This is a genomic window from Shimia gijangensis (genome assembly GCF_900142085.1).
In the GTDB taxonomy this organism is placed as follows: Bacteria; Pseudomonadota; Alphaproteobacteria; order Rhodobacterales; family Rhodobacteraceae; genus Shimia; species Shimia gijangensis.
The window spans coordinates 22,152-41,705 of sequence record NZ_FQZQ01000012.1 but is presented as its reverse complement, the minus strand read 5'-3'; the positions used below and the strand labels follow the sequence as shown (position 1 = coordinate 41,705).

The window sequence follows — 19,554 nt, the reverse complement described above, 5'->3', positions numbered from 1 at the left end:
TTAATCAACCAACGCCGCGCGGATCGCTTCCTCGTTTACGTCATCATGCTCGGCGATCACGACCATGCGGCCCCTGCGGCCCTCTTCCGGCTTCCAAGGACGGTCAAACTGATGGCGCACCCGTGCACCTACTGCCTGCACCAACAGGCGCATGGGTTTGCCTTCCACGGCGGCATAGCCCTTGATGCGCAGGATGTTCTGTTCTTTCGCCAGCGTCTCGATCTTGGCCGCAAAAGCCGCTGGGTCAGACTGTTCAGGAATATCGATCACAACGCTTTCAAAATCGTCATGCTCGTGGTCGTCGTGGCCATCGTGATGGCTGGGGCGGTTGTCCATATCGTCTTCGGCGGCCGCTTCCAGCCCAAGGATCACACGCGCGTCCACTTCGCCCTCGGCCACCTCAACCACAGGCAGGGCACGCGGCGCTTCGGCCAACACAATCGCCTTGGCTTTGGCCACACCTTCCGGACCTGCCAGATCGGGTTTGGTCAACAGCACGATGTCGGCACAAGACACCTGATCCTCGAACACCTCAGACAGGGGTGTTTCGTGATCCAGGCTATCATCCGCCTCGCGCTGGGCATCCACCGCCGCCACGTTCGGGGCAAACCGGCCATCGGCCACGGCCTCGGCGTCGGCCAAAGCGATCACACCGTCAACGGTGATTTTCGAGCGGATATCCGGCCAGTCAAACGCTTTGAGCAACGGTTTTGGCAGTGCCAGCCCCGAGGTCTCAATGACGATATGATCCGGGCGCGGTTCCAGCGCCATCAAGGCCTCAATCGTGGGGATGAAATCATCGGCCACCGTGCAGCAGATACAGCCGTTCGACAGCTCCATAATGTTTTCTTCCGGGCAATCGGGAATGGCACAGGACTTCAGGATTTCACCATCTACACCAACGTCGCCAAATTCATTGACCACAATCGCCAGACGCTTGCCCTGCGGGTTCTGCATCAAATTGCGGATCAGCGTGGTTTTGCCCGAGCCAAGAAAGCCGGTAATCACAGTGACGGGAAGTTTTTCAAGATTTGACATCGGGGATCTCCAGCGGCGGAATGCGCGCGATACAGTTTTTGCGGAAATGGATGGAACGCTCGCGCCATGGCACAAGCCCATCCGTGGTGGCGGCATATTTGGTCACGCCGTCGTGCACCAGTTCGGCGTCATCAGCGCCGGTGAAATTGCCATAGACATAGGTCCAGCGCGCGTCGCCACCGCGCACGGTGATCGAACAGCCAAAATCGCAGTTCGAGAAACACTCCACCGGTTTCACGGTGACATGCGCGGGCAGATCAGATGCCTTCAGCGCATTAAACAGTTGCGTGCCGGGGCGGGGACCTTCGATATCAGTTGGCTGGCCCGCACGGCAGGTGGTGCACACCAACAGTTCAACAGGCGGAAGCGCGTCGCTCATTTTCAGGTCCCTTATCAGGAACGGGGAAATGCGGGATGCCAGATTGGCCAGCCCGACACCGAAAGCACCCCGTCCGGTTTCACGTCTACTCACACGCTGGCAGGTCTCCCGGCTTGCGGATTTCGGCGGTGTCGCCTGCGGTGGCCCTGCCTTCCCGGAATAGTCCAGTGGCAGCGGGCAACCTCTCCGGTCACGGTCGCGGGGGCGGCTGCGTTTTCGGGGTGTGTCACAATCCCTTATCGCATTCCCTATTCACCTGTCCTAAAACAGGCACCAGCGCGCCCAACTGAGGCAGCCCACCCCCCTTTGTCAAGCAAGAGAGTGCCCCTTGACGAGCAACCCGACCAGTTCCGACAGGGTTTGGCCTAAAACCGGCCTTTGGGCTGCATCTTTTCGCGTGATGTTCCCCTTGGCGGCGCTTTGGGCCGCACTTTGCGTGGCGCTTTGGCAATGGCAGGCGAATCTGAACCTACCCTTTGATCTGACCCTGGACTGGCACATTCACGAAATGACCTTTGGCTTTGCCGGGGCCGCGCTGGCGGGATATCTGCTGACGGCGTGCCCCAGCTGGACAGGGCGCGCGCCACCCTCGGGCTGGCCCTTGATGGTGCTGGCGTTCCTCTGGATCGCCACCCGGGTCGCGCTGGTTGCGTTGTGGTTGCCCTTCGGTGCCATCACTTCAGTGGCTTTTTTCTGGGGTGTTGCGCTGCTCTTGTGGGGTGAGACACGCAAAAGCGGCAAGCCGGGGCGCCCGGGGTTCATTCTGTTCTGCCTCGCCGCGGGTATCGGCTCTGCCTTCTGGATCACCGGGCTCTACAACAACGCGCTTCCCATGTGGGCACCTTACGTTCCTGTCATAGGCTTTAGCCTCCTGCTGATCGTGGTCGGCGGCCAGATCCTTCCCGCTTTTCTCTCTCGTGCGGCGATCTGGCGGGGGAGGAAACCGGCGGAGGAACCCGATTGGCTTGGCCCTGTCGCGCTGCTCTCGATTGTCATGGCCACTTTGATCCTGTTGACCGAACACGCCGCCACAGCAGGAGGCTTTCTGCGCTTTGCCGCGCTTGCCCTGATTGCCCGCATGGCCTTTTGGTCGCTGCGTTCGGCCCTGCGCGACCGCCTGCTGGCGATGCTCACCCTCGCTTACCTCTGGCTGCCGCTTGGCCTTTATCTCTGGGGCGCGTCGCTGTCCGAAACCGGTCCCCTGAGTGAACCCCAATCCCTCCACGCCCTGATCATGGGGGCTATGGGCGGGCTGATCTTCGCGGTTTCGGCCCGGTCCATCGCGCACCGCACACCCACCGGCCTGCGCCCGCGCCGTGGCACCATCCCCGCTTTTGCTCTCATCTGGCTCGCCACATGGGCCCGAATGGTCGACGCGCTTGACCTTGCTGCTACGCTCTGGTGTTCCGGTTGGCTGCTTTATGCGCTCTTGTTCCTGCCCGCGCTGGCCGGCCCCGTGGTGCGCCCGGTCTTCAGCGGCACAAGGAACTCCTGACGTTCCGTGCAACCCCCACCTTGCACCCTCCCGATCCCTATGGTTCTGTGCCCTTCGAAACCGCGACCCCACGAGGCCCCCATGTCCGAGACCGACCAAAACACCCGCCACACTGAAAAGATGAAGAAAATCAAGGCCGCACGCGACCGCATGATGGCCACCAAGACCGATCAAAAGGGCCTGATTATGGTCCACACCGGCCCCGGCAAAGGCAAATCTTCCTCTGGTTTCGGCATGATCATGCGCTGCATCGCCCACGATATGCCCGTCGCCGTGGTGCAATTCATCAAAGGCGCCATGGCCACCGGCGAACGCGCCTTTCTGGAAGAACACTTTGCCGATGAAGTGAAATTTCACGTCTCGGGCGAAGGTTTTACCTGGGAAACCCAGGACCGGACCCGTGACATCGCCAAGGCTGAGGCCGGTTGGGAACTGGCCAAAGACCTGATCCGTGACCCCGCCAATCAGTTCGTCATGCTGGACGAGATCAACATTGCCCTGCGCAACGACTATCTGAATATCGACGACGTGGTCGATTTTCTGCTGACCGAGAAACCCGACATGACCCACGTCCTGCTGACGGGACGCAACGCCAAGCCCGAGTTGATCGAAGCCGCAGACCTCGTCACCGAAATGACCCTGCTGAAACATCCCTTTAGGGATGGCATCAAGGCCCAGAAGGGGGTGGAGTTTTGATACACCCACGCAAAGCAATCCACCGGGCGACCCGCCCGGTCAGCATCCGATCCGCCCCACAGGGCGGGCGCGTCACGCCCACCCTCGGGACGGGCGCTGTCCTCAACACGTCAACAAAAGAGCGCTTTGAGAAATGAAAAAACGCCTTCTCACCGAATTCGGCATGGGGTCATCCTTGCGCCGTCAGGATTACACCGAAGCCGCCTGTCGCGCGGTCAAAGACGCGCTGTGGCACAACTCGATCAACCTCGCCGAACTTTTCGGCAAAGACAAAGACGACATGCTGATCACGGTCGAAGTCGGCGTTGAGCAACCCGACCGGATTGACATCACCAAAGTCGCCGCAATTTTTCCCTACGGCCAAGTCACCGTCACGCCCGTCGCGGGCGGGCTGGATGTGCCACGGCCTTTGGGCAACCCCACGGTCATCGCCAATGTCGCCATCTCTGTTGCGCTTGATCTGGAGGCCACATCATGAGCGATCAGCGGTTTATTATCGAAATGGGTATGGGCAATGACCAGTACGGGCAAGACTATACCAAGGCCGCCAAACGCGCGATTGAAGACGCCATTCGCCACTCATCCATCCCGATGTTCGACGCACTGGGCATGGACCACAAACAGATGCGCGTGCAGGTCACCGTCGGGGCGCAAGAGCCGGATCAGGTCGACTGCGACGCATTGCGCACCGGATTGCCGCGCGGGCTGGCGACAGTCACAGCCGTGTTTGGTGGTCTCAATGTCACCAACCCGGATAATGGCAACGTGATGGTGATCGCCTCTGCAGCGGTCGAAGCCTTCTTGCCAAAGCTGGGGTAGGGGCACAAATAGGGACCAAATCCGTTTTGTACAAAACGGGTATTCGGGGGGTAGAGTTTTGTACAAAACGGACAATTTGCGGATTTTGCGCACATGAGCCGCGCTTTGATGATTCAGGGCACAGGCTCGAATGTCGGCAAGTCGATGCTGGTTGCGGGGCTGTGCCGCGCCGCCAAACGTCGTGGGTTTTCCGTCGCGCCGTTCAAGCCGCAGAACATGTCCAACAATGCCGCCGTCACCTCGGATGGCGGTGAAATTGGTCGCGCGCAAGCCTTGCAGGCGATGGCCTGCGGCAAGCCTTTGATTACAGACATGAATCCCGTTCTTTTAAAACCCGAAACCGATGTCGGCAGCCAGGTTGTGGTGCAGGGAAAACGCCTCACCACAATTAAAGCACGCGAGTACGCGGCATTGAAACCCACACTGATGGAGAAAGTACTCGAAAGCTTCAACCGTCTGAAATCAAACAATGATCTGGTGATTGTCGAAGGCGCGGGCAGCCCGGCGGAAGTCAACCTGCGCCCCGGCGACATCGCCAATATGGGCTTTGCCGAGGCCGCAAATGTGCCGGTGATCCTTGCCGGTGACATCGACCGTGGTGGCGTGATTGCTCAGATCGTGGGAACTCAAGCCGTTGTTTCCAAAGAAGATTCAGGTCGGATCGTGGGCTTTATGGTCAATAAGTTTCGCGGCGATCCCAGCCTGTTTGACGACGGTTATGCCATGATCAAACAGCACACAGGCTGGCCCGGCTTCGGTGTTTTACCCTACTTTCCAGAGGCTTGGAGGTTGCCCGCCGAGGATGCGCTGGATATCTCGGACGCAAAAGGCACGGGCGTCCTCAAGGTTGTTTGCCTTGGTCTGTCTCGCATCGCCAATTTCGACGACCTCGACCCTTTGGCGCAGGAACCTGATGTTAGCCTGACGATGCTGCGTGCCGGTCAACCAATCCCCGGTGACACTGACATGGTGATTATTCCTGGCAGCAAATCCACCCGCGGTGATCTGGCGTTTTTGCGAGAACAGGGCTGGGACATTGACCTCTATGCTCATGTTCGGCGCGGTGGCCATGTCTTGGGAATTTGTGGGGGATATCAAATGCTTGGACGCAATATCAGCGATCCAGAAGGCATCGAAGGCGCGCCCGGAGACACCTCTGGTCTTGGCCTTCTGGACGTAGAAACCCTGATGACACCTGACAAGCGCCTGACCGAAACGCAGGCTGTGCATGCGTCCACAAATACGGCGTTTCACGGCTATGAAATCCATATTGGACGGACAGAGGGCGCCGATCGTGCGCGCCCCTTTGCCTTGGTCGGAAATCGCGAAGAGGGCGCGCTTAGCGCCGATGAGCGTATCGCGGGCAGCTATCTGCATGGCATGTTTCGCGACGACGCCTTTCGCGCGGCTTGGCTTTCAGGCCTTGGGGCTGAGGCCGCAAAGGGGGGCTATGACAGTACTGTCGAGGCCACTCTGGAAGCTTTGGCAGATCACATGGAAGCCCACCTTGATGTTGACGGCCTTTTGAAGCAGGCGTGCTAAGTCATTGTTATAAAATTTAAAAATACTCAAGTTTGACGTCGTCAACGCCCAAGTTGCCGCCGCAATGCCCGTACAGATAAACCATGTGCCTGACGAAATGCGCGCGCAAAGCTGGCTTGCGAGCCAAACCCCGTCGCGGCCGCGAGGTTCTGCACAGACATTGATGTATCAATCGCCAACCGGTGGGCCTCGTTCAGTCGCAATTGCAAATAATAGCTGTGCGGCGATTGCCCCAGGTGGGTTTTGAAGCGTTGCTCAAGACTGCGGGTGGACACCGAAAGACGCTGCGCAATTTCAGGGATCGAGAGGGGGTCGTCGATATGAGTTTCCATTAAATCCAATGCACGCACGATCTGTGGATTGCGCCGCACTTGACGAGGGGCTGCCCCCGGGCCGGGACCTTGTTGACCGGGTGGTAAGGGATCGTAGACAAAAGCGCTGGCCACGCGGGTCGCAAGAGATGTACCAAAACGCGTGCTGATCAGATGCAGCATCATGTCGATGCCCGGCGCCGCACCGCCAGAGGTGGCAAATGGTGGATCAATCACGAACCGGTCCCTGTGAGTGAGAACGGCAGGAAAGCGGGTGGCAAAATTTTCGAGGTCTTCCCAATGTGTGGTGGCGTTATGCCCATCCAAAAGGCCCGCCTGTGCCAACAGCCATGGCGCACCATCCAGCGCTGCAATCGCTGAGCCCATGGCGTGGATGCGCCGAAGCGAGGCAAGCAGGCGGGGGGTTGCGTGCTCTTCCAGATCAAATCCTGCAATCACCAAAAGGAGGTCGCAAGAAACAAGCTGAGCGATGGGAGGCCCATCAATTTTCAATCCGCTGGTCAGATGCGCAGAGTCGCCCACTGCAGTGTAAAATCGCCAGTTGAACAGCGGCCGACCAGCCCGACGGTTGGCGGCGCGCATCGGGTCTACGGCCGCCGCAAAGCTGAGCGTGTTACACTGATCCAGAACCAGCACGGCCGTGTTCAGCGCCTGATCATTGGGCAGAAAGATGTTTTTTGCGGTTTTCATCAAATAACATTCGTAAAATGTAAATTAGAAAACATCAACTCAGAGATAGTGGCGCAAATGGATTGAAAGGAATCGCCATGCCTTTGGAAATGAGCAAAGAAGTCTTCATCACCTGCGCCGTAACCGGTTCGGGCGGCACTCAGGACCGCAGCCCGCACGTACCGCGTTCACCCAAACAGATCGCAGACAGTGCAATTGCCGCCGCGAAGTCCGGCGCTGCAGTGGTGCATTGCCATGTTCGTGATCCTGAAACCGGTGCACCCAGCCGTGATCTGGGGCTCTACCGCGAAGTCACGGATCGTATCCGCGACGCAGACGTTGATGCGGTGCTGAACCTGACGGCTGGTATGGGCGGCGACATGGTGTTTGGCGATGTTGAAAACCCGCTGCCGGTGGCTGCTGGTACCGACATGGTTGGCGCAACTGAGCGTATGGCACATATCGTTGAATGCCTGCCCGAGATTTGTACGCTTGATTGCGGCACAATGAACTTTGCCGAAGCCGATTACGTGATGACCAACACGCCCGGCATGTTGCGCGCCATGGGGCAGATGATGACCGATCTTGGCGTGAAACCCGAGATTGAGGCCTTTGACACCGGTCACCTTTGGTTTGCCAAACAACTGGTCGCCGAAGGCATTTTGGCCTCTCCTGCAATGGTACAGCTTTGCATGGGCGTGCCTTGGGGGGCACCAACGGATCTCAACACCTTTATGGCCATGGTCAACAATGTGCCGTCTGACTGGACATGGTCAGCTTTTGCACTGGGTCGTGAAGAAATGCCCTATGTCGCCGCCTCGGTTCTGGCGGGTGGTAACGTGCGGGTGGGCCTAGAAGACAATCTGTGGCTCGACAAGGGTGTGCTGGCCGAGAACTATCAACTGGTTGATCGCGCCGTAACGATCATCGAAAACATGGGCGCCAAGGTGATTGGCCCTGATGAGGTGCGCGCCAAACTGGGTCTGACCAAGCGGGCGCCAGTCGCAAAGCAGTGACCTGCGAACACGGGCGGATTGGGGGCCAGCCCCCAAACCCCCGAAGTATTTTTGGCAAGATGAAATTCGGGACGCAAAGGGACCTGCGTTCGGTGCGAATAGGAATGAAGTGATGACAACAGCAACGATCGTCGGTGGTGGCGTGATTGGTGGCGGCTGGGCCGCGAGATTTCTGTTAAATGGCTGGAATGTAAGGGTTTTTGATCCGGACCCAGAATCTGAGCGCAAGATCGGTGAAGTGCTGGATAATGCGCGTCGGTCGCTGCCGGGAACGAGCGACACCGAGATGCCCCAAGAGGGTTCGCTGACGTTTCATGACACGATCGCCGAGGCGGTTGCAGGTGCTACCTGGATTCAGGAAAGTGTGCCGGAGCGGCTTGAGATGAAGCATAAGGTCTATGCCGAGATTCAGGCACATTGTGCTGAAAATGCGATCATCGGGTCGTCGACTTCGGGATTTAAACCCAGCGAGTTGCAGGAACACGCACCCCGTCCGGGTCAGATCATGGTCGCGCACCCGTTTAACCCTGTCTATTTGATGCCTTTGATCGAGCTGGTGCCCACAGCACAAAACAGCGCCGACATTATTGCGCAGGCCAAGGCGACCATTTCCGGTCTGGGCATGTATCCGTTGCATGTACGCAAAGAAATCGATGCCCACATTGCTGACCGTTTCATGGAAGCCGTATGGCGCGAAGCGCTCTGGCTGGTCAAAGATGGCGTGGCGACAACCGAAGAAATCGACGAGTCGATCCGTATGGGCTTTGGCATTCGTTGGGCGCAAATGGGTCTGTTTGACACGTTTCGCGTGGCGGGTGGCGAAGCGGGTATGAAACACTTTATGGAGCAGTTTGGTCCGTGTCTGAAATGGCCCTGGACCAGATTGATGGATGTTCCTGAGTTCAACGATGAACTGGTGGATCTGATTGCCGGTCAATCTGATGAGCAATCTGGCCATATTGAAATTCGCGAAATGGAACGTATCCGCGACGACAATCTCGTCGCGATGATGCGCGCGCTCAAGGGGCAAAACTGGGGTGCCGGAGCCCTAATGAACACCCATGACGTCAAATTGTCCAAAGAAGCGGGAATGGTACGTAAGGCTGCGGATATAGTTGATCTGTCGCAACCCATCGTCACTGGGCGGCGTGCCGTTCCGGTCGACTGGCTGGACTACAACGGTCACATGAACGAAAGCCGCTATTTGCAGGCGTTCTCAGAAGCCACGGACAGGTTGATGGAAATTGTTGGGTGTGATCAAGACTATATTGCAACGGGCGGGTCCTATTTCACGGCTGAAACCCATATCCGAAACATTGATGAGGCCACTTTGGGCGAGCGCATTGAAGTGCGTACCAGAGTTCTGAATGGTGAGGGCAAGAAGATGCATATCTGGAGCGAAATGTATGCAGGAGAAAAGCTCCTGGCCACGGGTGAGCAGGTGCTCATCCATGTTAGCCTGGAAACCCGTAAACCGTCCGTTCCCAGCGCCGAGATTACCGCCAATTTGGCCATGATTGCCGAGGCTCAGTCTATATTGCCTGCGCCAGATGGTGTTGGTCGTTACGTCGGAGCGCCACGATGACCGGGCGGGTTTTGGTGACCGCGGGCGCTTCGGGGATTGGGCGCGCCATGGGCGAGGCCTTTGACAAGGCCGGCTATGAGGTGTGGGTCAGTGATTTGAACGGTCGTGCCCTGGGCGAAGTGCCGGTGCATTGGCGTACCAGTCATGTCGATGTCATTGATGAACCCCAGATGGCGGCCATGTTTGCTGAAATCAAACGCGAATGGGGCGGGCTGGATGTGCTTTGCGCCAATGCAGGTGTCGCAGGCCCTACCGCACAGATCGAGGACATCGCGCTGGACGACTGGCGCTCTTGTGTCAGTGTCAATCTGGATGGCACGTTCTTGGCGGCGAAATATACTGTGCCGATGATGAAAAAGGCCAAAGCGGGCTCCATCATCGTGACGTCATCGACGGCCGGGCAGCATGGCTACCCCAACCGCGGGCCTTATTGTTCGGCAAAGTGGGCGGTGATTGGTCTGGCCAAGACGCTGGCGATGGAACTGGGTGCGTTTGGCGGGCGGTGCAACGTGATTTGCCCCGGATCTGTCGAAGGCGACCGTATGGAAGGTGTGCTGTCGCGTGAGGCTGAAGCCAAGGGTATGACCCGGGATGAGGTGTACATAGGCTATGCGTCCGGTACATCGATGGGCAGCTTTGTTGAAGCGCGCGACATTGGTGATATGGCGGTATTCCTTGGATCGGATGCATCGCGGTTTGTGTCCGGACAGGTGATTGCGGTGGATGGCCATACAGTCAACCCGGACCCCAAAGTCTGAACCTTTAAGGTCGGGCGTGCGGTCAATGACGGTGCCTTTGCCAGCAAAGGCACCGTCAAAAACAATCTTTACAGCGCCTTTTGCAGAGTGGCGATATGGGCCGGAAGGCCGCGCGCCGTGATGGTGGCCTGCCGGACCAGATTGTCGAAATGTTCGGTGAAACCCAACACTCGCTCTTTGTCACGGAACGCCAAATAATTGCGTCCCAGATACAACACAGCCAGAAGTGGGCCAAATACCGTCACCGGAGCCGAAAAAAGCTGACGTGCATCAAACAGGTAGATGCGCAGGCGCGGATACAGCTGGGTGCTAAGTGCGATCAGATGATCGAGCTGCGCGTGGCGCAATTCGATTGGGACGCCATCATAATACCCGGTGCCCGCTGCAAAGCTGGCCAGTTCGTGCAGGGGCAGAGCGATCTCGTAATCCGATTGGCTGGCGCGCATCCAGTTCAGCCTGTCTTCTGAGGCACCAATGGCCTGTTCCGTGGTGCGCCCCAGATGCGGTGAATACTCCCATTCGAGAATGTCTTTGGTTTTGAGCATATCTGGCAGGCCAGCGGGTACATGACGGATTTTGAAACCCGCGGCTTCAAGGTGCCAGTTGAAAATCTGTTCATCCACCAGCGCACGAGGTGCCGCCGTAAGAGTCAGCGAGTTGGCAAGAATGTCTGCAGCACTTTCTGGGCGATCAGTCAGCGACAACAGCCAGTCGGCAGAAACCCCCAAGGCGGAAGCACATTCTCCAACCACCTGCGCATTGGGCAGACGCGCGCCCTGATCTTTGAGTAGCTGAGAAATCGTCGAACGGTCGACACCAATGTCTCGTGCCAAGGCACTTTGCGTTGTGGCTTTGTCCCGCATCGCGGCTGAGAGACGCTGGCGGAAGAGGTCTGCCCGAAGGCGTTTGTCGATATTATGGGTCATATGATGATTAATATCACCATCTGAGGTTTTTGTGAATTACATTCAGAGTTCCGCGATGGATTTTGGGTTGGTAACACATTTGTGAAGATCAAAAGAACGGGGACAAAATGGAAACGCGGAAACGCTCATTGTTGAAAGCGGTGATCTGGAACGCGATGGGGCTCGCCATGATGAGTTTGGTGGGCCTGATTGCAACCGGATCGATGGCGGTCGGAGGGGCGATGGCCCTGATCAACACCGCCATCGGTTTGACGCTGTACATTATCTACGAGCGTGTCTGGGCTGGTATCCGTTGGGGGCGTCATGTCTGATCTGCGCCACACACGCCCGTTGATCGAGTGGCCAACGTTGGCCATGTTTGGGTTGTGCTACGGGGGCTTCGTTGTCGGCACGATCTGGGTCTCGACGTGGTTCCTACCGTTGGGCATTGTGCTGACCACTTTGGCAATTGCGCTGCATTCGTCGTTGACCCACGAAGTTTTGCATGGCCATCCGTTTCGCAATCAACGACTGAATGATCTGATGGTTTTTCCAGCCATAGGTTTGGCCATTCCCTACTATCGGTTTCGAGACACGCATCTGGCGCATCACTGCGATTCCATTTTGACAGACCCTTACGATGATCCCGAAACCAACTATCTGGATCCGGCCGTGTGGGACGACATGCCCGGCTGGAAACGTGCTGTGCGCCGCTTTAACAATACTTTGGTCGGACGTTTGCTGGTCGGGCCTGCATTAGGGCAGGTTTGCTTCATGACTGCTGACTGGCGGCAAATTGCAGCTGGGGATGGAGCGGTATTGCGTGGCTGGCTTTGGCATATTCCGATGTTGATGATCGCGATTTGGTGGATGATGTCTGTGTCCCAATTGCCGATCTGGGCCTATTTGCTTTCAGCTTACGCCGCCCTGTCGATCCTGAAAATCCGCACGTTCCTTGAGCATCAAGCCCATGAGCGTTGCCGGGCGCGCACCGTGATTATAGACGATCAAGGTCCTTTGGCGTGGATATTTTTGTACAACAGCCTGCACGTGGTGCATCACATGCACCCCAAGGTGGCCTGGTACAATCTTCCCAAACTGTTTCGCGCCCACCGCGAGCGTTATCTAAGCCGCAACGACAGCTACTATTATCGCTCGTATGGCGAAATCTTTTCACGCTACTTTTTCAAAGCCAAAGATCCGGTGCCGCATCCTCTCTGGCCTCGCGATTAGGCACGTGATCTAACGGCGGCATGGAATTCTGGATTGCCGCGTCGATTGCGGCCGCACTGTTTCAGACGGTGCGGTTCATGCTTCAAAAGCACCTTAGTCAGGTCGCCTTGTCTGCGGCGGGGGCGACGTTCGCCCGTTTTGTGTACTCGGCCCCTCTGGCTGTTGCTGCTTTACTGGCTTGGCTTGGCTTTGGCGCGCCCAATTTGCCTGCACCAGGGCTCGATTTCTGGATTTTTGGAGCGATTGGGGGGGCGGCTCAGATCACGGCCACAGTGTGCACGGTCATGTTGTTTGGTCGCCGTAATCTTGCGGTGGGAAGACCTTTATCAAGGTCGAAGTCCTACTGACGGCACTGATCGGTCTGGTGGTGCTGGGCGAAGGAATATCACCGCTTGGTCTGGTTGCGATTATTGTTGGGGTTGGTGGGGTTCTGGTTCTGTCAGGACCGATGGATCGCAGCGGCCCAATGTGGCGCCGTCTTCTCAGCCCGTCCGCAGCGCTTGGGTTATCCGCAGGGGCCTTGTTTGGCGTGTCGGCCGTTTGTTATCGCGGGGCCACATTGGCCGTGTCTGCGAACGATCCATTGTTGCGGGCGCTGGTAACCTTGGCGGCGGTGACATCGATGCAATTGCTTACGATGGCGGTCTGGCTTTACCTTCGTGATCGGCCTCAGATTGGTCGCGTGCTGCGCGCCTGGAAAACTGCCGGGTGGATTGGCCTGACAAGTATGGCCGGATCCTTCAGCTGGTTTACTGCGTTTACCCTGCAGAATGCGGCCTATGTTAAGGCAGTGGGTCAGATTGAGCTGATTTTTGGGATTATTGGCACGGTCCTGTTCTTCCGCGAAAAAATCAGCTCACGGGAATGGGTTGGTATGCTTTTACTGGCCACAAGTATTATGGCGCTTATGCTGACGTTGTGACCCAGAACCCAATTGTTCGTCTTAATCGTCACGCCAGTCAGGTGTGCGGCCCTTCAGCTGCATGAAAAGGCTGCTTTCGTCGTCATTGCGAAAGAACGGAACAACTTCGGGAGGGGTTGCATCAGTGACGCGCGCCTCGACTTCGGCCAACACGACCTCGGTGATAAAAGGCAGGTCCAGTTCGCGGGCTTTTCGCAATGGAACCCATTGAAGATGTGAAAGCTCGTCACAGGCCTGATCGAAATTGTCGATGTCGCTGTTAAGCTCTTCTGCATCCAAAAGAAAGAACCTTGCATCAAACCGTCTTGGCCGCCCGGGAGGGGTAATAGCGCGAAAAACAAATTGCAACGCATGGGCAGAGGGCAGATGACCGGTTTGCGAAAATGAGACCCAATCTTCGGGGGGTGTTTGTTGCCAGCTGCCCTGTTGGCCTAGAATTTGACCGGTTTCTTCCCACAATTCACGCACTGCCGCCACCGCCAGCGGATGCGTCAACGCCGGGTCAGATTGCTCACTCAGGCGTTGGGCGCAGAGATCAGGCAATGGTCGCGCCAGAAAAATCTCAGCGTCTGCTGCGTCCACTGCGCCTCCGGGAAAAACGAATTTGTTCGGCATAAAGGCTGCCTTGGCACCACGCTGCCCCATCAGAATTTGGGGGTCACTTTCCCGGTCGCGCAGCACGATCACCGTGGCTGCATTGCGGATTGCGGTTTTATCTTCGCTCATTCTGACCTCTGTTTATCTGGGGTCAGGGCTTACTTGCGCCGAACCCATGCATGTGCCGGGCCCATTGAAACGCCACCACTGCGCCCTTGAACCTTGGCAGAAGGTAGAGTGAGAGTGCCACACAGCCAACCGCAAAAATGGTAAACATGATCAAAGGCTCTGGACGGAAGTTGACAAACACGATGTGCAGCATCGGCGCCATAAGATGTCCAACCAGCAAAATGGTCAGATAGGCCGGGCCGTCATCCGCCCGCTGAGGCGTGAAATCCTCGCGGCAAACAGAACAGCTTTCACGCACCTTTAGATATCCCTTGAGTAAAGGGCCATTTCCGCAGTTTGGACATCGTCGTCGCCATCCCTTAAACAGGGCCGGACCCAATGGGCGCTCGTCGGTCTCGGCTATGGTTTCAGTCATCGTTTCCTCGCATTTCCTGCACCCAAGATGAGTTCCCCGGCTGGTCTTTGAAAGTGGGCAAAACCGCCTTGCGTCCCGATGTCGCAAAAAGGTTGGCCCGCTTGCCAGAAAAACTTCGACGGAAATTCACGGCTCCTGCGTTTTACATTTGAAAGCCGCCCAAAATGGCGTGGTTTACATCAAGTAACAGGAGAAGATTATGAAACGTGCACTCTTTATCACTGGTGTTGTTGTGGCAGCCCTTGGTGTCACAGGTGTTGCTGCTTCGGCCAAAGGTTGGGGCATGGGCGGACCACGCGGTATGATGCCGATGATGAATTTCGAAGATCTGGACGTCAATGGCGACGGCAAAGTCACTCAGGATGAGATGGCGGCCATGGGCAAAGCGCGGTTTGACAAAGCTGACGCCAATGGTGACGGGTTCTTGGATGCCGAAGAGATGGAAGCTCACATGATCGAAATGGCCAAAGAATATGCGCCTAAAGTCAGCAAGCGGATGATCGACAAAAAAGATGCCGACAGTGACGGTAAGCTGAGTTTTGAAGAAATGAAGCCCAACGGAAAACGTACAGACAAGATGTTTGGTCGTTTCGACACAGACGGTGATGGCGCGATTTCTCAGGCTGAGTTTGAAGAAGCCCAGGCCAAAATGCGCGACCACCGAAAAAACAAAAAGCAACAGAACTGATTGGAACTCGGGCGGCCTGCCACGGTGGGCCGCCCAGCATGATTGTCACGACAGCGAGGACGGGCTAGGCATTGGGAGCGATGAGCATGCCTTTGGATGCACAAGATGAAATCTCAGACGACGCGTTGATTGTTCTCTACGCGAACGGAGATTCTGCGGCCGCCCGGGTGTTGACTTTGCGCCTGACGCCTCGGGTGTTCAGTCACGCTTACAGAATGCTCGGAGATCGTGCCGAAGCCGAAGACGTGGCGCAGGAAGCCTTGGTTCGCCTGTGGAAAATCGCTCCAGATTGGCGACAGGGCGAGGCCAAGATCACAACTTGGCTATATCGTGTCGTCGCAAACCTGTGCACAGATCGTTTGCGCAAAACGCGCGGTGTTGCGCTGGATGCAGTGCCAGAGCCTGAAGACGATGCCGCTTCGGCTGTCGAAATGCTTCAGAACCGGGCACGCATGGATGCTTTGCAAGAGGCGCTGAACAGCCTGTCAGACAGGCAACGTGAAGCGGTGGTCCTGCGCCACATTGATGGTCTTGGGAATCCCGATATTTCCGAGATCATGGAGATTAGCGTCGAGGCGGTTGAAAGCCTGACGGCGCGGGGAAAACGGGCTTTGGCCAAGGCCTTGAGCGGCCGACGAGAAGAACTGGGGTACACGGATGACTAAGTCTGATCAGGACAACGATATGCTGGACGCACTTTTTGAAGCTGCCAGAACGGATGACCGGGCCGCGGCGCGCCCTGATTTGTTGGCACGGGTTTTGGCTGACGCTGAGGCACTACAACCCACGCTTGACCCTTTGAAACGTCGTGACAAACCTCGTAAAAGTGTTTTCGCGCAGCTCTTTGGCGCGTTGGGGGGCTGGCCTTCCGTGACTGGACTGGCGGCAGCCACTGTGGCGGGGGTCTGGGTCGGATTTGTCGCGACACCCGAGCTGTTGCCCAATGGAGTGGCCAGTCTTATCGGTGCAGATACAGAAATTTACCTTGCCTACCTCGAAGGTGGAAGCAACTACGGGCTTGAGGAGTGATCGAAATGTCGGACGAAGCTACCAAAAAGCCACGCATGCGACGCAGTGTGCGAATTCTGTTGATCGTCTCTTTGGCTCTGAACTTAATCATAATCGGGTTGGTTCTTGGTGCTGCCCTGAGTCATGGCGGCAAGGGACGGGGACCTGATGCCTATAGTGATGGTCCGCAGTCACCGATCGCTCTTGCCTTGTCATGGGAAGAACGCCGCGATGTGGGTAAAAAAATCCGCGCGGCGCATCGCAAACATGCGTCTGATCGCAAGGTCGAAAAAATTCGATACGAGACTCTTATTTCGGCGCTGAATGGCGATCCTTATGATCCCGATGCTGTGTCGATGGCGCGCGAAGCATTGGATCAAGCAAGTTGGGATCGCCGACAAATTGCTTATGACATCTGGGTGACCCATGTTGGAAAAATGAGCGTGGAGCAACGTCAGGACTATGCCGAAAGACTTCGCGAGGTTTTGAACGAGCGCCGAAGTCGCCGTGATCGAGGGCCAAAAACGGACTAAAGTGCCTGGCGATTGTCTGGGTTCATTAACCTGTCTCGATACGCTCATAATACGTTGTTATCGTAAGTGTCCTGACAGCAGGCCTTAGTTTCCGAACGTCAAGATGCCTTAGTGACCGCGCGCAGTGTGGTTCAGAACCGGGCGTGCGGCTGCCTCTAGGGTTACCTGATTGCGACCCGTGGACTTGGCACCGTACAATGCGCGGTCTGCGTGATCCAACAATGCGGTGCCACTAATTTCGCCGGTTGAACTGTGGTCACTGGCCATGGCAACACCGATGCTGACGGTTACCGGAATTTGAATGTCCGATTTCTGAATATGCACCGGCTCTCGGTTGATGACACGACACAAACGGTCTGCCATATTGCGGGCGGTTGCGCGGTCTGTGGCAGGCAGAACGATCAGAAACTCTTCGCCCCCTATTCGCGCCAAAAGATCGACCGGGCGTAATGTATCGCGCAGACGTCCGGACAAAACCTCTAAAACCCTGTCTCCTGCGACGTGACCATATCGGTCATTGATGGCCTTAAAGTGGTCCAGATCAGCCACCATAACTGCAAAGTCGCGTTTGGTGCGGCTGCTAAATTCGGCGATGCGTTTGAGGTGGGGCAATGCGTAGCGACGGTTAAATAATCCGGTCAGGGGATCAGTGACAGCAGCCTCAAGACCCTCTTGAACGTTACGTCTCAGCCCGTCACGAAACCGCTTGTGTTTCACAATACTCGATAGACGAACGGCCATTTCCTCTGGGTCGAACCCATGCGCCATGACGTCATTGGCCCCAAGGTCCAAAGCGTCGATCAAGGTATCCGATCTGTCGTTTTCTAAAACCACCAGAACGCCGCAATGGCGTGTCGTCGCGCGGGCGCGAATTTCCGCCAAGAGCCGAAGACCCTCTTCCGGCGCTGATGCATCCAACGCTATCACAAAGGCATCCGGCGTGGCGATCTTGGCCATCGCGCTGAGCGTCTCGCACAGCGGCTTTTGCAACAAGGCAAAAGGCACAAGCGGCTTAATGTGGGTGCGCCACCTCAATCCTGTGCTTTTGTCAGGTGTTGCAAACAGGATCGTGGCCTGATTTTCAAACAGCGATATTGGCTGTTCGGCAAATCCCAGCACCCGTGATGTTCGATCCTTTAGGCGCCACTCTTCGTTCACGTCTCGGGTCCTCAACAGTGACCGGATGCGTGCCAGCAAAGCGGCTTCTTTCACTGGTTTTGCAAACACATCGTCAGCGCCGGCTTGCAAAGCCTTCATGCGAAATTCTCGGGATGTGCGCGCGGTCAACAAAAGCATCGGTATCGAAGCAGATTCAGTTGACGCCTTTAACGAAGCGCAAAGGTTCAAGCCTTCGTTATCTCGGGCATTTTCAGAGCCCACAACGACAAGATCCGGCTCATCAATGCGGATAATGTTCAGGGCTTCGTTCAGGGTGCCAGCCTGGACGACCTGATAAAACGCGCTGCACAGTTTGACCTTCATCACAATGCGATTGGTCGGTACACTGTCTATTATCAATATTTTGCCGGGCATGAGCCTACCTGAAGCTTGCAATCGGGTTTATTCATTTTGTATTCGGATTGGTTAAGAAAAGATTTCGAAAGTCGCAAAAATGGTAATGACCAAAGATGTCGCTGAAACTCTGGCACTTAAGGCTCTGGCCTGGCTGGTTACAAATGATGAGCTGTTGCCGGTGTTTCTTGGAAGTACAGGCGCTTCGGTGGGGGACTTGAAGACACAGGCTGCAACCAGCGATTTTCAAGTTTCAGTTCTTGAGTTCCTGACGATGGATGATGCCTGGGTCATGGCGTTTTGTGATAGTGTTTCGCAAGCCTATGAGGCGCCAATGGAAGCCGCGCAGGTGTTGGCCGGGCAAAGCAGGCGTCACTGGACGTGATTGAGGCTTTTCTGCACTTGTGCCGCTCAAAATCGGCAGGCAGGGTGCATTTGACATATTCAGAGGGCTCTCATGCGCGTTGATGGAATTCTATTCGACAAAGACGGAACACTGTTCGATTTCGGCACAACCTGGAACACTTGGACTGCCGAAATGATTCCGAAACTGGCAGAAGGCGATATGGCGGTGGCTCGCCGTTTGGCTGACGAGTTGGATTTTGATCTGGATGCGGGAGAATTCCTGCCGCACAGTATCATCATTGCAGGCACCAATCGCGATGCAGCTGAAGCCATCGTGCGCGCCATGCCGCACAAGAATCTAACCGAGGTTGAGAATGCTCTTATGTATTCTGCCGCAGAGGCGCCTTTGTCACCAGCGGTCCCGTTAGAGCCGTTTCTTCGTAACCTTGGAGAGCACGGCCTGCGCCTTGGGGTAATGACAAACGATACTGAATACAGCGCCCGAGCTCATCTGAGTGGCGCAGGGGTCGACACCTTGTTTGATCTTATCCTTGGCTTTGATAGTGGCCATGGAGCCAAACCTGATCCTGAACCTCTTCTAGCGTTCTCTAATCAGTTCGCCCTGGATCCAACCCGTGTCGCCATGGTCGGGGACAGCACACATGACCTTGTGGCAGGGCGCAGAGCAGGCATGCAAACCATCGCGGTTCTGACCGGTGTGGCTGGTGAAGAAGAACTTACCCCTTACGCCGATGTGGTTTTCCCCAATATTGGCTATATCGCAGATTGGCTTAAGTCCTAGGTACTGCCTACCTGATCCAGAGCTTAGAAATACCAAAACCGGTGACGCATCAGCGCACGGTTTCCGTATTTGTCAGGCTGCGCTTCAATTTAAATGCGACATGAATTGTCGCAAAGCTGCAATTTCCGCAATGCAG

23 protein-coding genes, 1 pseudogene and 1 riboswitch are annotated in these 19,554 nt (G+C 56.4%); of the genes and pseudogenes, 17 read left to right on the top strand and 7 right to left on the bottom strand.

The window, feature by feature from the left end:
* Window positions 1–1,038, bottom strand: coding sequence for a cobalamin biosynthesis protein CobW (gene cobW, locus BUC32_RS11510; protein ID WP_073252724.1), 1,038 nt, complete (start codon window positions 1,036–1,038; stop codon window positions 1–3).
* The gene (locus BUC32_RS11505; protein WP_322788018.1) at window positions 1,025–1,510 is read right to left on the bottom strand and encodes a DUF1636 domain-containing protein; all 486 of its coding nucleotides are present in this window, start codon (window positions 1,508–1,510) and stop codon (window positions 1,025–1,027) included. Before BUC32_RS11505 ends, cobW begins: the two co-directional genes overlap by 14 nt.
* A riboswitch (cobalamin riboswitch) is annotated at window positions 1,499–1,710 on the bottom strand. Its footprint overlaps the gene before it by 12 nt.
* Before the next feature lie 35 nt (window positions 1,711–1,745).
* Between BUC32_RS11505 and BUC32_RS11500 the strand changes: the two genes are divergently transcribed.
* The 5 genes from BUC32_RS11500 (at window position 1,746) to BUC32_RS11480 (ending at window position 5,969) form a co-directional block, all read left to right on the top strand.
* Complete coding sequence (locus BUC32_RS11500) at window positions 1,746–2,912, top strand: NnrS family protein (RefSeq protein WP_139280708.1); 1,167 nt, start codon at window positions 1,746–1,748, stop codon at window positions 2,910–2,912.
* A gap of 81 nt (window positions 2,913–2,993) precedes the next feature.
* The gene (cobO, locus tag BUC32_RS11495; protein WP_073252720.1) at window positions 2,994–3,608 is read left to right on the top strand and encodes a cob(I)yrinic acid a,c-diamide adenosyltransferase; all 615 of its coding nucleotides are present in this window, start codon (window positions 2,994–2,996) and stop codon (window positions 3,606–3,608) included.
* A gap of 133 nt (window positions 3,609–3,741) precedes the next feature.
* Window positions 3,742–4,086, top strand: a complete 345-nt coding sequence (locus tag BUC32_RS11490; protein ID WP_073252718.1) for a Lin0512 family protein — start codon at window positions 3,742–3,744, stop codon at window positions 4,084–4,086.
* A complete protein-coding gene (locus BUC32_RS11485) occupies window positions 4,083–4,427 on the top strand; it encodes a Lin0512 family protein (protein ID WP_073252716.1) in 345 nt (114 codons plus the stop codon). The genes BUC32_RS11490 and BUC32_RS11485 overlap by 4 nt, the downstream gene beginning before the upstream one ends.
* Window positions 4,428–4,520: 93 nt before the next feature.
* The gene (locus BUC32_RS11480; RefSeq protein ID WP_073252714.1) at window positions 4,521–5,969 is read left to right on the top strand and encodes a cobyric acid synthase; all 1,449 of its coding nucleotides are present in this window, start codon (window positions 4,521–4,523) and stop codon (window positions 5,967–5,969) included.
* Window positions 5,970–6,010: 41 nt separating this feature from the next.
* Here the strand turns inward: BUC32_RS11480 and BUC32_RS11475 are convergent, their stop codons facing one another.
* A complete protein-coding gene (locus BUC32_RS11475) occupies window positions 6,011–6,991 on the bottom strand; it encodes a GlxA family transcriptional regulator (protein ID WP_073252712.1) in 981 nt (326 codons plus the stop codon).
* Between the two features lie 77 nt (window positions 6,992–7,068).
* Here BUC32_RS11475 and BUC32_RS11470 point away from each other — a divergent pair, with 77 nt between their 5' ends.
* The 3 genes from BUC32_RS11470 (at window position 7,069) to BUC32_RS11460 (ending at window position 10,329) form a co-directional block, all read left to right on the top strand.
* Window positions 7,069–7,986 carry a BKACE family enzyme gene (locus BUC32_RS11470; RefSeq protein WP_073252711.1) on the top strand — a complete coding sequence of 306 codons (918 nt, stop codon included), beginning with the start codon at window positions 7,069–7,071 and terminating at the stop codon, window positions 7,984–7,986.
* A 109-nt stretch (window positions 7,987–8,095) separates the two neighbouring features.
* Complete coding sequence (locus BUC32_RS11465) at window positions 8,096–9,571, top strand: carnitine 3-dehydrogenase (RefSeq protein ID WP_139280707.1); 1,476 nt, start codon at window positions 8,096–8,098, stop codon at window positions 9,569–9,571.
* Window positions 9,568–10,329, top strand: coding sequence for an SDR family oxidoreductase (locus tag BUC32_RS11460; protein WP_073252707.1), 762 nt, complete (start codon window positions 9,568–9,570; stop codon window positions 10,327–10,329). The genes BUC32_RS11465 and BUC32_RS11460 overlap by 4 nt, the downstream gene beginning before the upstream one ends.
* A 68-nt stretch (window positions 10,330–10,397) precedes the next feature.
* Here the strand turns inward: BUC32_RS11460 and BUC32_RS11455 are convergent, their stop codons facing one another.
* Window positions 10,398–11,255, bottom strand: a complete 858-nt coding sequence (locus BUC32_RS11455; protein WP_073252706.1) for a helix-turn-helix domain-containing protein — start codon at window positions 11,253–11,255, stop codon at window positions 10,398–10,400.
* A 107-nt stretch (window positions 11,256–11,362) separates the two neighbouring features.
* On the opposite strand from BUC32_RS11455, the gene BUC32_RS11450 reads away from it, so the two are divergent.
* The 3 genes and pseudogenes from BUC32_RS11450 to BUC32_RS11440 all read left to right on the top strand — a co-directional run bounded on the left by BUC32_RS11450 (window position 11,363) and on the right by BUC32_RS11440 (window position 13,389).
* Complete coding sequence (locus tag BUC32_RS11450) at window positions 11,363–11,566, top strand: DUF2061 domain-containing protein (protein ID WP_073252704.1); 204 nt, start codon at window positions 11,363–11,365, stop codon at window positions 11,564–11,566.
* Window positions 11,559–12,467: a fatty acid desaturase gene (locus BUC32_RS11445; protein WP_073252702.1), complete on the top strand. Its 909-nt coding sequence runs from the start codon at window positions 11,559–11,561 to the stop codon at window positions 12,465–12,467. The genes BUC32_RS11450 and BUC32_RS11445 overlap by 8 nt, the downstream gene beginning before the upstream one ends.
* A gap of 20 nt (window positions 12,468–12,487) precedes the next feature.
* Window positions 12,488–13,389, top strand: a pseudogene (locus tag BUC32_RS11440) (EamA family transporter).
* 21 nt (window positions 13,390–13,410) lie between these two features.
* On the opposite strand, the gene BUC32_RS11435 reads toward BUC32_RS11440, so the two are convergent.
* Together BUC32_RS11435 and BUC32_RS11430 are read right to left on the bottom strand one after the other, a co-directional pair.
* Window positions 13,411–14,115: an NUDIX hydrolase gene (locus BUC32_RS11435; protein WP_073252701.1), complete on the bottom strand. Its 705-nt coding sequence runs from the start codon at window positions 14,113–14,115 to the stop codon at window positions 13,411–13,413.
* A gap of 22 nt (window positions 14,116–14,137) precedes the next feature.
* Window positions 14,138–14,530 carry a DUF983 domain-containing protein gene (locus BUC32_RS11430; protein ID WP_073252700.1) on the bottom strand — a complete coding sequence of 131 codons (393 nt, stop codon included), beginning with the start codon at window positions 14,528–14,530 and terminating at the stop codon, window positions 14,138–14,140.
* Between the two features lie 199 nt (window positions 14,531–14,729).
* Between BUC32_RS11430 and BUC32_RS11425 the strand changes: the two genes are divergently transcribed.
* The 4 genes from BUC32_RS11425 to BUC32_RS11410 all read left to right on the top strand — a co-directional run bounded on the left by BUC32_RS11425 (window position 14,730) and on the right by BUC32_RS11410 (window position 16,759).
* Window positions 14,730–15,218 (top strand): EF-hand domain-containing protein, encoded by a 489-nt coding sequence (locus tag BUC32_RS11425; protein WP_073252699.1) that lies wholly within the window; start codon window positions 14,730–14,732, stop codon window positions 15,216–15,218.
* 80 nt (window positions 15,219–15,298) lie between these two features.
* The gene (locus BUC32_RS11420; RefSeq protein WP_073252698.1) at window positions 15,299–15,883 is read left to right on the top strand and encodes an RNA polymerase sigma factor; all 585 of its coding nucleotides are present in this window, start codon (window positions 15,299–15,301) and stop codon (window positions 15,881–15,883) included.
* Window positions 15,876–16,247: a hypothetical protein gene (locus tag BUC32_RS11415; RefSeq protein WP_073252697.1), complete on the top strand. Its 372-nt coding sequence runs from the start codon at window positions 15,876–15,878 to the stop codon at window positions 16,245–16,247. The genes BUC32_RS11420 and BUC32_RS11415 overlap by 8 nt, the downstream gene beginning before the upstream one ends.
* A 5-nt stretch (window positions 16,248–16,252) precedes the next feature.
* Entirely contained in the window at window positions 16,253–16,759 is a 507-nt protein-coding gene (locus BUC32_RS11410; protein WP_139280706.1) for a periplasmic heavy metal sensor, read from the top strand.
* Between the two features lie 108 nt (window positions 16,760–16,867).
* Here BUC32_RS11410 and BUC32_RS11405 read toward each other — a convergent pair whose 3' ends face one another.
* Entirely contained in the window at window positions 16,868–18,292 is a 1,425-nt protein-coding gene (locus BUC32_RS11405; protein ID WP_073252695.1) for a diguanylate cyclase, read from the bottom strand.
* 79 nt (window positions 18,293–18,371) lie between these two features.
* On the opposite strand from BUC32_RS11405, the gene BUC32_RS11400 reads away from it, so the two are divergent.
* Together BUC32_RS11400 and BUC32_RS11395 are read left to right on the top strand one after the other, a co-directional pair.
* Window positions 18,372–18,656 (top strand): DUF3572 domain-containing protein, encoded by a 285-nt coding sequence (locus BUC32_RS11400; RefSeq protein ID WP_073252694.1) that lies wholly within the window; start codon window positions 18,372–18,374, stop codon window positions 18,654–18,656.
* Window positions 18,657–18,728: 72 nt separating this feature from the next.
* Window positions 18,729–19,418 carry an HAD family hydrolase gene (locus BUC32_RS11395; protein WP_073252693.1) on the top strand — a complete coding sequence of 230 codons (690 nt, stop codon included), beginning with the start codon at window positions 18,729–18,731 and terminating at the stop codon, window positions 19,416–19,418.
* Window positions 19,419–19,554: the final 136 nt, after the last annotated feature.

What these genes read in the sequence shown, in the direction of transcription:
- cobW (WP_073252724.1), bottom strand. Translation starts at nt 1,038, where the DNA reads ATGTCAAATCTTGAAAAACTTCCCGTCACTGTGATTACCGGCTTTCTT.
- cobO (WP_073252720.1), top strand. Translation starts at nt 2,994, where the DNA reads ATGTCCGAGACCGACCAAAACACCCGCCACACTGAAAAGATGAAGAAA.
- BUC32_RS11490 (WP_073252718.1), top strand. Translation starts at nt 3,742, where the DNA reads ATGAAAAAACGCCTTCTCACCGAATTCGGCATGGGGTCATCCTTGCGC.
- BUC32_RS11485 (WP_073252716.1), top strand. Translation starts at nt 4,083, where the DNA reads ATGAGCGATCAGCGGTTTATTATCGAAATGGGTATGGGCAATGACCAG.
- BUC32_RS11480 (WP_073252714.1), top strand. Translation starts at nt 4,521, where the DNA reads ATGAGCCGCGCTTTGATGATTCAGGGCACAGGCTCGAATGTCGGCAAG.
- BUC32_RS11475 (WP_073252712.1), bottom strand. Translation starts at nt 6,991, where the DNA reads ATGAAAACCGCAAAAAACATCTTTCTGCCCAATGATCAGGCGCTGAAC.
- BUC32_RS11470 (WP_073252711.1), top strand. Translation starts at nt 7,069, where the DNA reads ATGCCTTTGGAAATGAGCAAAGAAGTCTTCATCACCTGCGCCGTAACC.
- BUC32_RS11460 (WP_073252707.1), top strand. Translation starts at nt 9,568, where the DNA reads ATGACCGGGCGGGTTTTGGTGACCGCGGGCGCTTCGGGGATTGGGCGC.
- BUC32_RS11455 (WP_073252706.1), bottom strand. Translation starts at nt 11,255, where the DNA reads ATGACCCATAATATCGACAAACGCCTTCGGGCAGACCTCTTCCGCCAG.
- BUC32_RS11450 (WP_073252704.1), top strand. Translation starts at nt 11,363, where the DNA reads ATGGAAACGCGGAAACGCTCATTGTTGAAAGCGGTGATCTGGAACGCG.
- BUC32_RS11445 (WP_073252702.1), top strand. Translation starts at nt 11,559, where the DNA reads ATGTCTGATCTGCGCCACACACGCCCGTTGATCGAGTGGCCAACGTTG.
- BUC32_RS11435 (WP_073252701.1), bottom strand. Translation starts at nt 14,115, where the DNA reads ATGAGCGAAGATAAAACCGCAATCCGCAATGCAGCCACGGTGATCGTG.
- BUC32_RS11430 (WP_073252700.1), bottom strand. Translation starts at nt 14,530, where the DNA reads ATGACTGAAACCATAGCCGAGACCGACGAGCGCCCATTGGGTCCGGCC.
- BUC32_RS11425 (WP_073252699.1), top strand. Translation starts at nt 14,730, where the DNA reads ATGAAACGTGCACTCTTTATCACTGGTGTTGTTGTGGCAGCCCTTGGT.
- BUC32_RS11420 (WP_073252698.1), top strand. Translation starts at nt 15,299, where the DNA reads ATGAGCATGCCTTTGGATGCACAAGATGAAATCTCAGACGACGCGTTG.
- BUC32_RS11415 (WP_073252697.1), top strand. Translation starts at nt 15,876, where the DNA reads ATGACTAAGTCTGATCAGGACAACGATATGCTGGACGCACTTTTTGAA.
- BUC32_RS11410 (WP_139280706.1), top strand. Translation starts at nt 16,253, where the DNA reads ATGTCGGACGAAGCTACCAAAAAGCCACGCATGCGACGCAGTGTGCGA.
- BUC32_RS11405 (WP_073252695.1), bottom strand. Translation starts at nt 18,292, where the DNA reads ATGCCCGGCAAAATATTGATAATAGACAGTGTACCGACCAATCGCATT.
- BUC32_RS11400 (WP_073252694.1), top strand. Translation starts at nt 18,372, where the DNA reads ATGGTAATGACCAAAGATGTCGCTGAAACTCTGGCACTTAAGGCTCTG.
- BUC32_RS11395 (WP_073252693.1), top strand. Translation starts at nt 18,729, where the DNA reads ATGCGCGTTGATGGAATTCTATTCGACAAAGACGGAACACTGTTCGAT.